The sequence below is a fragment of the Priestia sp. P1_B12_1 genome (genome assembly GCF_056406695.1).
In genome coordinates this window covers 1,007,441-1,021,140 of record NZ_JBFTZR010000002.1, presented here as the reverse complement: position 1 = coordinate 1,021,140, position 13,700 = coordinate 1,007,441, and the positions used below count along the sequence as shown (strand labels likewise).

General features: G+C 37.6%; 10 protein-coding genes and 1 pseudogene. 1 reads left to right on the top strand and 10 read right to left on the bottom strand.

Annotated elements, in window-relative coordinates:
* Positions 1–147 precede the first annotated feature (147 nt).
* Complete coding sequence (locus AC1D0Y_RS10650; protein ID WP_060747550.1) at positions 148–972, bottom strand: aldo/keto reductase; 825 nt, start codon at positions 970–972, stop codon at positions 148–150.
* A gap of 37 nt (positions 973–1,009) precedes the next feature.
* Entirely contained in the window at positions 1,010–1,201 is a 192-nt protein-coding gene (locus AC1D0Y_RS10645; protein ID WP_034275619.1) for a hypothetical protein, read from the bottom strand.
* Between the two features lie 306 nt (positions 1,202–1,507).
* Between AC1D0Y_RS10645 and AC1D0Y_RS10640 the strand changes: the two genes are divergently transcribed.
* The gene (locus AC1D0Y_RS10640; RefSeq protein ID WP_060747549.1) at positions 1,508–1,981 is read left to right on the top strand and encodes a YbaK/EbsC family protein; all 474 of its coding nucleotides are present in this window, start codon (positions 1,508–1,510) and stop codon (positions 1,979–1,981) included.
* A gap of 868 nt (positions 1,982–2,849) precedes the next feature.
* On the opposite strand, the gene AC1D0Y_RS10635 is transcribed toward AC1D0Y_RS10640, so the two are convergent.
* From AC1D0Y_RS10635 to AC1D0Y_RS10600, 8 genes and pseudogenes are all read right to left on the bottom strand, one after another.
* Positions 2,850–3,158 carry a DUF5634 family protein gene (locus tag AC1D0Y_RS10635; protein ID WP_060747548.1) on the bottom strand — a complete coding sequence of 103 codons (309 nt, stop codon included), beginning with the start codon at positions 3,156–3,158 and terminating at the stop codon, positions 2,850–2,852.
* A gap of 230 nt (positions 3,159–3,388) precedes the next feature.
* Positions 3,389–4,184 (bottom strand): annotated as a pseudogene (map, locus tag AC1D0Y_RS10630) (type I methionyl aminopeptidase).
* Between the two features lie 194 nt (positions 4,185–4,378).
* Positions 4,379–7,957, bottom strand: a complete 3,579-nt coding sequence (locus AC1D0Y_RS10625) for a GH32 C-terminal domain-containing protein (protein ID WP_334036075.1) — start codon at positions 7,955–7,957, stop codon at positions 4,379–4,381.
* 86 nt (positions 7,958–8,043) lie between these two features.
* A complete protein-coding gene (locus AC1D0Y_RS10620; RefSeq protein WP_013056298.1) occupies positions 8,044–8,871 on the bottom strand; it encodes a mannose/fructose/sorbose PTS transporter subunit IID in 828 nt (275 codons plus the stop codon).
* A gap of 26 nt (positions 8,872–8,897) precedes the next feature.
* Positions 8,898–9,701 (bottom strand): PTS mannose/fructose/sorbose transporter subunit IIC, encoded by an 804-nt coding sequence (locus tag AC1D0Y_RS10615; RefSeq protein WP_060747546.1) that lies wholly within the window; start codon positions 9,699–9,701, stop codon positions 8,898–8,900.
* A 12-nt stretch (positions 9,702–9,713) separates the two neighbouring features.
* Complete coding sequence (locus AC1D0Y_RS10610; RefSeq protein ID WP_013056296.1) at positions 9,714–10,208, bottom strand: PTS sugar transporter subunit IIB; 495 nt, start codon at positions 10,206–10,208, stop codon at positions 9,714–9,716.
* Positions 10,205–10,645 carry a mannose/fructose/sorbose PTS transporter subunit IIA gene (locus tag AC1D0Y_RS10605; RefSeq protein WP_014460796.1) on the bottom strand — a complete coding sequence of 147 codons (441 nt, stop codon included), beginning with the start codon at positions 10,643–10,645 and terminating at the stop codon, positions 10,205–10,207. Before AC1D0Y_RS10605 ends, AC1D0Y_RS10610 begins: the two co-directional genes overlap by 4 nt.
* A 254-nt stretch (positions 10,646–10,899) precedes the next feature.
* The gene (locus tag AC1D0Y_RS10600) at positions 10,900–13,686 is read right to left on the bottom strand and encodes a sigma-54-dependent transcriptional regulator (protein WP_477707558.1); all 2,787 of its coding nucleotides are present in this window, start codon (positions 13,684–13,686) and stop codon (positions 10,900–10,902) included.
* Between the last annotated feature and the right edge of the window lie 14 nt (positions 13,687–13,700).

The following is a 13,700-nucleotide window of genomic DNA, read 5'->3' as shown; positions in this document are numbered from 1 at the left end:
AAAGCAACTAGGGTACCTACACTAAGTATTACGCTGAATTAATCATTTGTCAATTGTTATTTAAGAAAATTTTAAATAATCTGAAATAAACTTATTATTTCTTATAACAGCGATGATTCACGGCTGCACAATTTTATTTTTCAAACGTTATCGGACGTTCATGTCACTTGGGTGCGGACCTTTGCGGCGATTGCTGTTTAACCCATTAATCTCTGCCATATCATCGGCAGTGAGTTCAAAATCAAACACGTTAAAGTTTTCTTCTATTCTAGACGGTGTAACTGATTTAGGGATGACAATTGTGTTGTTTTGTAAGTGCCAGCGCAATACAACTTGAGCCGGAGTTTTGCTATGTACTTCAGCAATTTTTTGAATGACCTCGTCTTGTAACACTTCTCCTCCTTGATCAAGAGGGCTCCATGCTTCCACAAAAATATTATGTTTGGCGCAAAACTCTTTTAATTCATTTTGAGCTAGATACGGATGGCACTCAATTTGGTTTAAAACCGGTGTTACATCACATTCGTTTAACAAGCGCTCTAAATGCTCAATTTCAAAGTTGCAGACGCCAATTGCTTTTACTTTTCCATCGTGATAAAGCTTTTCTAATGCTTTATACGTCTCCACATACTCATCATATTGAGGCGTAGGCCAGTGAATTAAATATAAATCGACATAATCAAGTCCTAATCGTTCTAAGCTTTCATCAAATGCACGTAATGCATTTTCATAGCCTTGGTCGCTGTTCCAAACTTTTGTTGTAATAAACAGCTGTTCTCGAGGAACAGAAGATTCTTTAATAGCCTGGCCTACTCCTTCTTCATTTTTATAAATCATGGCTGTGTCAATAGAGGTGTACCCAACTTCAATTGCTTTTGACACTGCAGCTGCTGCCTGGTTATCTTCTACTTGCCATACGCCAAATCCAAGCTGAGGCATTTTTAAACCATTGTTTAATGTAACAGTATTCATTTTACACGTCTCCTTTTTTGTTAAAAAATTCAAAGTTTTAATGATGGTGCCAGCCGATCAGCATAGCAACCTGTCCCATTATAATGCCGACTGGGATTCCTATAATCATGGCTCCAAATCGAAATTTAAAAGACCATGCGCGCGGCACAAGGGAAAACAAATAAATCATACTCATCGTTGCCATACATGTACTGCTAAAAAAACTGACGACAGTGTGTAAATTTGGCATTACTTCTCCTCATTTCACTAGAACGTTTGCGCCTTTTCAATTTCATCATTTATCTTTCGTTCTAATGCCTATGTTTTCGCAGCCGACATAGTTACATTCGTCAAATGGTTCCGTAATCCTGCTTTAATCAGTTAAAAATACTTTACCTACGTAACTTTTTTAATTAAAACGAATATGTGCTTTTAACTTCAAAGTTGTGTATAATTTCTGTATATTAAAATAATAAGATTTTTCACTGTAAAGAACAACTGCACGTTTTCTATAAGGCAATCATACATATTTGCAAGAAAGGAATGGATATAAAAAATGTCGATTGGAAAAGTAAAAGCATATTTTAAACAATATGGTATGGAGAATCGAATTATCGAAATGGATGAGTCCAGTGCTACTGTAGAACTAGCAGCGCAAGCTTTAAAATGCGAGCCGAAACGGATCGCAAAAAGTCTTTCTTTTAACGCCGAAGGAACTGTTCTATTGATTGTGGCAGCAGGAGATGCGAAAATTGATAACCGAAAATACAAAGAAGAGTTCGGAACCAAAGCAAAAATGCTTGGAGCAAGTGAAGTAGAAACGCTGATTGGTCATGCTGTAGGCGGAGTATGCCCTTTTGCCGTTAATGAAGGTGTTCACGTGTACCTAGATGAATCTCTGAAACGTTTTGTCACCATTTTCCCTGCCTGTGGAAGTGGAAATAGTGCAATCGAATTAACAATACCTGAACTAGAAGAATTTTCGAAATGCTTAAAATGGGTTGATGTATGCAAAGGATGGAATGAATAATTTAGGTAAATTACGGTACAGCTATACATAAAATAAATAAATCAGCACGCCCACAAGCTGAAACAGTTTTTTGTTTCAGCTCATTGGTGTATCTAAACGAATTTATGAAACAGCTTAACCCAACCTAGGTAAGAAACCCCTAAGAGAAATACAAAAAGAAATAGTAAAGGAATGTTCCTAGGGATAAAAAGCCAGCCGTCTAACGTATTCCACAGAAATTCACTTTTATTTGCTTTTCTCATCATTTTCACCTCAAGCAGATTTACTATTTTGTCTTCAAAAATTCTTTTACATAGTTATATACAGTATCTTCAACTTATGACCTTTTTTCAAGAAAAACGTGCACGGAAAATTGATTGAATGTGAATCTTTTGAATTCATCCTCGCTATGTACTCATTCGTCATCTTAGTTTCATCTGTAAAAAAGAAGAAGCCTACATTTTTAGATGCAGGCTTCTTCTCGTTGATTCAGTCTTTCCTTTGTTTGCCTAGTCAGGCCCTTTCCTTACGTATATCGGTTCATAACCAAAGTGCCTTGTGTCAGATACGAATATCTGCTTTCAATTTGCGGTAATACATTTGCTGAAGTCGCTGTTAAGCCTTTCAAAACTAATCAGTCCCTTCATACGCTAAGTATTTAACCTTTCACAACAACCATTTGCATGATAGCTGCTGTACTATATGTGTACCCCGTATTTATATAGTAAAACCTTAAAAAACAATTTTTTATTATATAATTTTTCTAGACTTCAAAGCAAAGAAAATTTAGATAGTATAGATGAAAGACACCCCTCACCTATTAGCGCTTCTACTGCTCGTACTCAAGCGTTCAAAGAAAAGCACCCGCAGTGAAATTCATCAAATTTATTTAATGTACGATTTCATCAATTTTTTGAAATGCATCTTCAAGTGAAGTATATCCATTTGTTTCTCCTTCGTTACCTTGAACGGTCCATTCTTGATTTTCTACTGCTAGTTTCCCGTCTTTATCTTTTAGATAAGGTCTGTTAAGCATAAACACATGATCATTCTTTTTTACTGTGTAGCCAAGATAATAGTGATTACCTTCTCCTTCTTCTTCATATACGGAGACGCCTTGAAGGTTATATTTGTTTAAAATGTCATCCATATGATGCGTCAGTTCACTTATAGCCGTTTCTCTTTTTACATATTCCACATTTTATACCCCTTTTCATTTTGATCTATGTTTAGCATTCCCTTGAGCATATTCAATTACACTATCTTTCAAACGTTATCTGAACAAAGCAAATCAATATGATCATCATTCATTGCATAATAAATCAAAAAAGCCACCTCACTATAACACAATAAAAAAACATTGCTAAGTGAAGTAGCTTTTTATTAATTAATGGAATCTATAAAAATAAGAAGACGTGCGAAACTTGATTATAGTTCAGTTAAAATAATCGGTTCGCCGTTTGTTACCACAATTGTATGCTCACATTGTGCTACAAGACTATTATCTGGGGTAACAAATGTCCAGCCGTCGTCTCCGCGTTCAATGATGTGATCAGCTTTCATAGAGATAAATGGCTCGACAGCAATAACAAGGCCTTTTTTCAAAAGGGCTTTATCCATTGGATCATAATAGTTTAAAATATGGTTAGGAGCGTCATGCAAGCTGCGGCCCACACCGTGACCGGTTAAGTTTTCAATAACAGCATATCCGTTTTGATGTGCAAAATTAGAGACAGCGCGACCAATTTGGTTTTGTTTTGAACCAGCTTTTACTTTTTTCATGGCTGCCCAAAATGCATCTACTGCAGCCTGGCACAGCTTTTCTTTTTCTTCGTCTTGCCCAATAACAAATGAAATACCCGTATCTGAATAATAGCCGTCAAGTACGGCAGATACATCCACATTGACTAAATCGCCATCTTTTAATACTCGATCTCCCGGAATACCGTGAGCCACTTCTTCGTTTACACTAATGCACGTTACACCTGGGAAATTATATTCTTTTTCAGGTGCAGAAATAGCACCGTGTTCATCCAATATTTTTTTACCGATCATATCAAGCTCTTTTGTTGTCATGCCTGCTTTTGCTTGGTTTTTCATCTCTTCGCGCGCAAGTGCAACGATGCGTCCAATTTTGCGTAAACTTTCTAAATCTTGTTCGTTACCAATAATCATAAAAAACACTTTCCTTCCTCGAAATATATATCCTATCCGATTTTATCATATTTTTATGAGGATTTTTCAAAAGACCTTTTAAGAACTAAAATGTACAATTAATTAGACTAGTAAGATATTTATCATATGTCAAAATCCTCTTCACTAACCTATGGAATTCAAAAAAGCATGCTACTTTACCGCAGCATGCTTTTTTATGGTATATAAAAGCTCCCTCAAACAAGCAGAAGCTTTCACAATTCCTTAATCCACTGTTTCAAACTTCACATCATTAAACAAACTAGTAGAATTCCACACGTTCAACCCTGCATAGCCTTCTGAAAAGGTATGGTCCACTGCATCAATCACAAGCTTATCATTGAGATAAACTTGAATGTGTTCTCCTTCAGCCGTTACTTTCAAGCGATAATCCGTATTTGTCTTTAAATCCAGCTTTCCCCCATCATTGTAAATAATGAGGTCCTTTCCTATTCCGTCTCTAAACGCAATGAGTTTTACTTGATTATTAAGCACATCTACATTCGCAGCGTAAGCGTTATTTGCCTGTTCATCCGAACGGAATACTAACGCTCCTGCTCCTGTAGAAGTTGAAACAGGATCGTCTAACACCTTTATCTTTGCCCCATATATAAAATTCTTTGCATTTTCTGATGATAAGGTAAAGGAATCTTCTTTGCTTCGTCCTTGTTTTCCGTTAATCGTATCGGCCCATAGTCCGCTAATGCTTTTCCACCCTGATAAGTTTGTTTCAACAGGACTTTTATTCCAAATAGATTTTAATGGATACATCTTCAAGGAATTCAATTTCACAGCTCCTCCTTTGCTATAAAGCCTTATTTTATTACTTGAAAGCGTCGGAAAGAGCTGATCTGTTATTACTTCTGTGCCGTCATTACCAAATACTTCTACAGATGACTGGTCTACAAACATATGAAGCTTAACCTTTCCGTCTTTTGGAAGCATGGAAGCAGAGTGTTTGCCTTTCACATCTTCACCAAAATCAAAACTTCCAGAGTTTGTTCGGTCAACAAATAATCGCTGCTTGTTTACGTTATAGCTGACTTTTGCATTTTCACTGCCTTCTTTTTGAATTTGAAAACCAAATTCTTGTGCATCTGTATTAGAAACATCAAATTCTGCCATAATTTCATATTTGTTTTCCTGTATGCCTGAAAGAAGATTTTTATTTTCAACGACCATCAGATTCTTTAACACCTTTTTTTCTTGCTTATTGCGAATTGAATCAATTGAAACAGGTATTTGTTTTAAACGAAGCCCTTTTGCTGTGTTGGTGAGTTCTATTTTTCTTGGAATTGACATAGAACTTCTCCAAGTAGTAGTTGGGGTATTGTTGGCATATTGCCAGTTGCTCATCCAGCCTAGCCAATACTTTTCTCCGTTATCTCCTTCAACTCCGCTCCAATCTACAGCAGCATAAAAGTCGGCACCATAATCTGTCCAAAGCACTTCCTCTGGCGGGTTTTCATTTTTAAATGTTTTTCCATCAAAATCACCAACAAAGTACTGCATACCTGAACCTCCAGCTGCCGCTCCATCATTGATGCTGACTTGCAGCACCCATTTTTTCTTTGTGCTGTCTCCATCAACCGGCAGTTCGAGTAAAGTAGGACACTCCCAAATCCCTCCGTTGCTTCCATGAGTTGATTCCACCCATTCTCCTGACACAGTATTCCAATCTGAAAGCTCTCCGCTTTCCCTTTGTTTAACTTCCTCCGGTTCTTTTGCTACACTGTCTATTTTCTCCGGCATTTTTTCTGTATTAAATACATTAATATCATCTAGATTAATGTGCCCCCATCCGCCTACAGCTTGATCAACGGCTTTAACGTACAATACTTCTCCTATATACTTAGAAGCATCCCATACGTAGCGCTGATACTTTTCATCTGCAAACTTTGTATTCGCTTGACGAATCAATTCTTTATCGTCAGAGGCCCTGACTAAGGAGACATAGCGGTTTGTGGGGTCGTTTCCGCCTCCCATTAACAAATTGATTTCACCTGATCCGCTCAATTTAAAATAAGATGAATGTAATTCTCCAGTAGCATTATCGCCATCTTGCTTATCGGAAAATCCCCATAAATGATACTTTCCTTTTTGTTCAAAAAGACCGCTCCAATTTGCGGTGGCATCCGTTACATGATCGTTTGTGAATGCATTTCCTTTTATCGTTTTCCAGCCGGTGAGATCGCCTGTTTCAAAACTTTTATTTTTAATCTCCTTTTCATCTGTATCAATAAACTTGGTCATGTTAACATCTTGAAACTGGACTGAGGATTGATGAACATGTAATCCAAACAATCCTTTTGAAAAAGTTTCATCTTTTGCAGTAAGGGTGAAGTTATCGTCTATATACAAATCAAGTTTATTTCCCGAGGCAGTTACTTTTACTTGATGTGATTTGCTCGCATCAATTTTTGCGTTGATTTCGGCAAGGACAGTTGAAATGCCATTTTGAAGCTTTACTAGTTTGATTGTATCTTTAGAAGCGTCCACGCTAGCTATATATCCGTTTTTGGCTTCCGCGTCTGCCCGAAAGAGTAGTGCACCTGAACCAGGATTTTCATCTAAAAATGTCATATTTGACTTAAAAATGAACTGATCTCCCTGTTCTTTACTCATGATATATCCATCGCTGTCAGATTTACCGGTTTTTCCATCAGCAGTATCATTCCACGTTCCCGTAACAGGTTTCCAGTTAGATAGATTGGTTATAAAATTAGATTGATTCGTAAATTTAACATGCCGAAAGACAGCTGTGGAATTCCATGCTGTTAATCCAAACTGACCATTTTCAAAAGATGCATCACTGCCTTCTAGAACCTGTTTTCCATTTAACAGTACCTTAAAGTAGTGACTGTTTGTTTCTACTTTTACATGATATGCTTGTGATGTATCGAGCCTCATCGACTTTGAAACAACGGTCGTTACGTTTCCTTTCTCCACTTTGTTAAGTGTTAAGAGGTTCTTTTCTGCATCTAAATTGACGGTATATGCGTTTGTTGCGTCTTTATTAGAACGAAAAACAAGACCGCCTGCGCCTGCGCGTCCATTCTTTTCTACAAGCGTAATTTCTCCCTCCAGAGTAAAGGATTGACCTTTTTGTTCGGATAAAGTATATGAGTAGGCACCATTTTGACCGTTTGCTTGGATGCCTCCATCAGGTCCAAACTCACTTGCGTATTTCCAACTTTTCAAGTCAGGTGATGTATAAAACATAATTTTATCTTTAGCAGCTAAAGACATCACCCACTGCTTGGTTTGCTCGTGCCAAAACACTTTTGGGTCGCGCCAGTCAGGAACTGGGGGATTGGGCATAACAGGATTTCCTTCATATTTGGTCCACGTTCTTCCGCTGTCCTTGCTGTATGCTAGACTTTGCACTTGTCCTTTTCTGCCCGAGTGTGTAAAGATAGCTACCATTGCTTCTTTTCCAAACCCTGCGGTATTATTCCAATCGATAACGGCACTTCCTGAAAAAATCTCTCCGTTCTCGTCTGGAGAAAGAGCAATCGGCAGGTGTTTCCATTTCACTAAATCTGTACTAACTGCATGCCCCCAGTGCATAGGTCCCCAAGTGGTACCATAAGGATAATACTGATAAAAAAGGTGATACTCTCCGTTATAATAGACCATTCCATTTGGATCGTTCATCCAGTTCGCTTCTGGAGAAAAATGAAATTGATTCCGGTATTTTTCTTGATAATACCCTGTATTATCAGCTAATACAGGGTATGCAGAAAACAAGCTTATGGAACAAGCGACTCCAATCATCAATAACTTTTTAACGATTCTTTTCATCTTCCTTTCCTCCTTTATTTGCATACTGGCTATGTAAAACATTTTCACCAGCAGATGCTAGAAGAATAGATGACTCCTCTTATTTATCAGCCTAAAAAGCCTATCCAATAACCCCCTATACCAATTAAGAAAATACCGAAAATAATAAGCAGCGGATTTGTGCCTTTTCGAAGCATCCATGCTACTAATAGAGTTAGAGCTAAAGGAAGCAGCCCCGGCAGAATACTATCAAGTACGTCTTGCACGGTTTTTACCACAACTTTACCAGAATCATCTTTGATCCTAGAAACAACCACTGGTATATTAATAGTGGTCCATTTCGAAACTAACGCTCCCATTACGAAGAGTCCCAAAATGGATGCACCTTCCGTCAGTTTTTGAATTCGATTGCCTACTAAATCTTTTAAAATTTCTGTTCCTTTTAAGTAGCCATATTTTAATCCATAATATTTTGTACTTAATCGAATTGCATTAATTAAGATGAAAAACAGCAGTGGGCCGGCAATATTCCCGCCTAACGCAAGCGATGCGCCTAGGGCTGCGAGAACTGGTCGAAGCGTTCCCCAGAAAATAGGGTCTCCTACACCAGCAAGCGGGCCCATTAATCCAATTTTCATTCCGCTGATAGCTTTTTCATCAAAATCTTTTTTGTTTGCCATTTCTTCTTCCATTGCTGCCGTGACGCCGAATATAGGTGCAGAAATCCATGGGTGTGTGTTGAACCATTCTAAATGACGCTTTAATGCTGCATTTCGCTGAGCTCCCGGTCCATATAAGCGTTTGATTGCTGGAATCATGACATAGCAATAGCCCATTGCTTGAACACGTTCAAAGTTAAATGAACCGAGTAAAAAATTCGAGCGAATGAACATGCTAAAGATATCTTTTTTCGTTAATCTTTTTTCATTTTCCATCTCTATCCCTCCCTTAAGTTCGCCGGTTAGGCATCTAAATCATCATCATCATATACTTGTTCGCTCCCTGTAGCTGCGGGAACGCCTGCCGGCTGCATTTGATTTCGCTGCTGCATTACTTGTTGATAAAGAAGTGCTAAACAAAGACCCAGCGCTCCAAATCCTACCAGGTTAAACCCTGTAAATGCCGCCAATAAGAACCCGATATAGAAAAAGGGCTTTAAATGAGGAATGTTCATCATATTGATAACCATGGCATATCCTACGACCACGATAATGCCTCCCCCAATTTGCAGGCCTTTTGTAATAACTTCCGGAATATTTCCGAGGAAAGTTTGCACGGCGCTTACGCTGATTAATGTAACAATTAAAGTTGGAATCATAACGCGGAGAGCCTGAAAACCCATAGCAGTAATATGCATAATTTCAATTCCTTTAAAGTTTCCTTCTTCCGCGTACTTATCAGCCCGATGAATTAAAAATACTGTGATGGTACGAACAAAAATGGTGAGTACTTGCCCTGCAGCTGCTAAAGCTATGGCTACCGCAATGCCTTCACCAATCCCCTGACCAGCTGTGATAACTAAAATAGTTGAAATAACAGAAGCAATAGCCGTATCAGGTGCCATCGCCAATCCAACATTCATCCATCCAAGAGCCATTAATTCCAGTGTTCCACCTAAAATAATGCCGGTTTTTAAATCTCCAAGCACCAAGCCTACTAACGTACAGGCAATGAGAGGACGATGGGATTGCCCTTCGTCCAACACGCTTGCGATACCAGTTACTGCTGCAATGACTAATAATAAAATAATTTGTATGGAAGACATAAACTCATCTCCTTATTTGATTTTTGTTTCGTTTCTCAGTAGTTGAATAAAATTTTCACTAGAATCTGAAGGTAATTGGCGCAGCTCAAGCTTTACGCCTAGTTCCTGCAGTTTCTCAAAAGCATCGATATCTTTTTCGGTAACGCTTACAGATTTAGTGATTTGTTTTCGGTCATTAGCAAAACGCATGCCCCCTACGTTTACTGTCTCAATAGGTACGCCCGCTTGAACAAGAGCGACAATGTCTGCGGGGTTTTCAAACAGCAGCATGGCTGTTGTATCCTGATAACGAGGGCTGTGAAATGCTTTTGTCATTTTAGAAATCGACACAGCGCTTGCCTTTACATTCGAAGGAGCCACAGAAAGAATAAGCGTTTTTCGCATTTCATCCGCTGCCACCTCATCTGAAACAATGATAATTCGATCTGCTGCATTTGTTTTGATCCATCTTGTTAATACCTGCCCGTGAATAAAGCGGTCATCAATTCTTGCTAAAACGATTTTCATAATAATCCATCCTCTCCGATTTGGTTTGCTTGCTGGATTTTCTCCAAATGTTCACTGCACACTTGAAAACTTTCTTCATTCACCTGCTTTAATCTTCCTAGCATCTCTTTTAATGTAACGTGTTCCCTCATGGCTAACACTTCTAATAGCATAGGCAAGTTAACTCCGGATACCATATCCGCTGTTTTATTTTTAAGGATATATGGAGTAGCCGCATTGTAGGGTGTACCTCCGAAAATATCGACTAAAAAAAGCACTTCATTTTCTAAGGGCATCTCCTCTAGTGCCTGCTTATATTTTTCTTCAAGGGTTTGGATACCCTCTCCTTTTAGAAAAGGTACGGCTACTACGTGATTCTCTTCACCAAATATCATTTTGGAAGACCCCTCTAACGCTGGCGCGAAATCACCATGTCCACTAATAATGACTGAAATCATGTACACTTGCTCCTCTCTTTTACGTTCTACACTGATTTATTGCAAGTATCGTGCCAACAAAGAGTATTAAGCGCTTTCATTTATTTTTCAATACCTTTTTCTGCGTTGTTGATACAGGTTCCTTAAAATAAACAAACCTGTATCAAAACGTCATGCGTTTTAATACAGGTTTTTCTGTTATTTAAAAAATGGGATAAAAAAAGAAACTAGTGGCACATAAATCAAACTAGTTTCTCAGAATTATAATATGATTTTTACATTTCATCCGCAAAAATGGTGGCAATAAATAATTTTTCATCTCTTGTTAAGGTAAGTTTCAGCTTTTTTTCGACGGCTTGTAATGTTTTTTCCGTTTTTTGATAAATGTTTTCTAACTGGTGAGTGATTTCTTCATCCTCGGGAAAAGTAAGAGGTTCATTTTTTATCATTCTTTCTAAAGCAAAGGCTGTATGCATCACAATTCGAATCATAACAGTGTTGCTTAATTCCATTTCTAACTCATCTTGTACATGACTTAACCATTCTAACAGAATTTCACTTATGAGGTACGGATTAATAAATAGAAGGTACTTTCGCAAGTTTTCTTCGCAAAGTTCACGCACCACAATATTCGCTTCGGTTTTCTCATCATCATAGCTTATCGTTTCTTTTGTAATTGCCTGTTGAAGTATTCGCTCTCCCTGCCCTTCAATGAGGACTTCTAATGATACATGAGGCGCATCAATCCTTGGATTTTTAGTGCCTGCCGTTGCAACAATTTCATATTCTTTTTGAATTTCTCGAATGTTTGCTGCTAATTTAATAGAAGAAACGGTTAAAATTTTAATAGGTTCTTGAGATACTTTGCGTGAAATAATCGTTAAGATTTTTTCTAATTGTTTTGCTGTACCGCTTCCTGTTGTACAAATAGAAACAAGTGCTTTCTTCTTTCCAAACACGTGCTGCTGTTTATCTATAAATTCCATAAAGTCTTTTTGCACCGAATCAAATATGGCATATAAATTTAAATCTAAATAATTTACTTTTCTAACGGTGTCTAACACCATAGACGTCGTCACATTGCTGATGGTTTTAATCTTAGTCCCTGTTTTTTGTTCCAACTTGCTTTCTAACATGGCAAGCGAACCCATGTCCACAAGCATTAATACGCCTTCTCCTTCATCTACTTTCTTAATTCCTTGGATTAACCTGTCTACAATTTCAACTGGAGATACCGTCAAAGGCACATCAATAGCTATAATAGGAGTGCTTCCTAAAAGCTCCGTAGCAACTTCAACCATAGAAGTTGCCGTGCTGTTTCCATGGGCAGCAACTACAATTCCTACTCGTTTATTTTCTTCTAACGTTCGAATTGATTGAATAACCATTGTGAGATAAATAACTTCTATTTCTGGCACGCTGATGTTAAACCACTTTTCAATTCGATTTTTAAAAAGCAGTGCTACCGCATATTCTTTTGGATATGTTTCGCGAATTTCATCTATCTCCTTTGTATTTAATACGTCTACTTGTTTTTTTCGCTTTAAAAAGGATTCCATATGCATACTTAAAAAATGAATAAACCTGCGATCAAATTTACAGTTCAATTCTTTTTCAGCCAACTGTTTTAATTCTTTTGTAAGCTGAATCACATCGTCTTCCACAAACTTCATTAAATTAGAGCTCTGGCCATTTTTTTGATTAAAAAAGCTTCGAACATTCAAATGAATGTCGGTAAGAATATACTGATTGATGTCTTCTTGAGATAAACCTTCTTTTGTTAAAACATCTACTTTTTCTTCTATTAACTGATATAAATTAAATGATACGTCTTCCTCCATTTTTATTTCTTGGCTCTCCATAGCCGGGGAGATAATCGTTTTAAGGTTTACATATTCAGAAATTTTTTTGCTGCGCTCCATATTTTTACTATTTGAAATCCAATCTCGTTTAATATCGTCAGGCAGATCTCGCACTGTAAGTTCCACCATATGTTTACTGTCAAGGTTATTTAAAAATCCGTGTGCGCAAACGAGCTGCACATTAGACTTTAACTGCCCTACATTCCCGAATTTTTCAGTGTGGATTAAAGCATTTAATACATCAATGTGGACACTTAGCTTTTTATTAATTCGTTTAGCCTCTTGTTCTAAAAGAAATGTGGTGAGGCGAATTTTTTCTTTTAAAGACCTCTCTTCTAATGAGGGAATATGGATAGTCATCGGAATTCTTCTTAAGAAAGTTTGCAGCAAGGCTGAACCGGGATTTTCAGTTGTAGCACAAATAATTAATACCTTAGACGTTCGCTTATGATCTGTTTCCCCTAGACAGTTATACGTACCTTGATCAATGAGATAGAAAAGCATTTCTTGGCCTTCCGGAGGAAGCCGGTGTACTTCATCCATAAAGAGAATACCTTCATTTGCTTGTTCTACTAAACCTACTTTACTTTCAGTTGCTCCGGTGAAACTCCCTTGCTTATGACCAAATAACTGAGAAAGAAGTAATTGAGGATTATGGTAATAATCAGCGCAGTTAAAGGTAATGAACGGGGCATCTGTTTTTAGCCTCTCTGAATATAAGGCAAATTGATAGATTCGTTTTGCAAAAAGAGATTTTCCCGATCCCGTGGGACCTAATAGCAGCATATGCAATCCATTAGGCGGGTAAAGAACAGCAGCTTTTGCTTGAGAAATCGATTTTTTCAAACTTCCGGTAGCTCCAATCATTAATTCAAAAGGATTAGCAGGAAGAGCTTCTTCTTTTCCCCCATTAGATAGCTGCTCTAGCTTTTCTACTTCCATCTTATTCGTATCCCACTTTTGACGACAAATGATTTCAACAATCTCTAGCGGAACGTAGCGAACGGGGAACATTTTAATTTTGATTACTTTTTGCATGCGGACAAGTTTGTTAAGTTCAAGACTTACATTAGATCTCTCTAAATCTAACTGTTCAGCAATTTCAATCGCTGAGCTTCCTTGTTTATGTAAAAGTTCCACTTCTGTAAACTCTTGAAAATTACTCAACAGCTGATTGTATACCTTATCAATTCGTTTCATTAGAAGCACCTTCT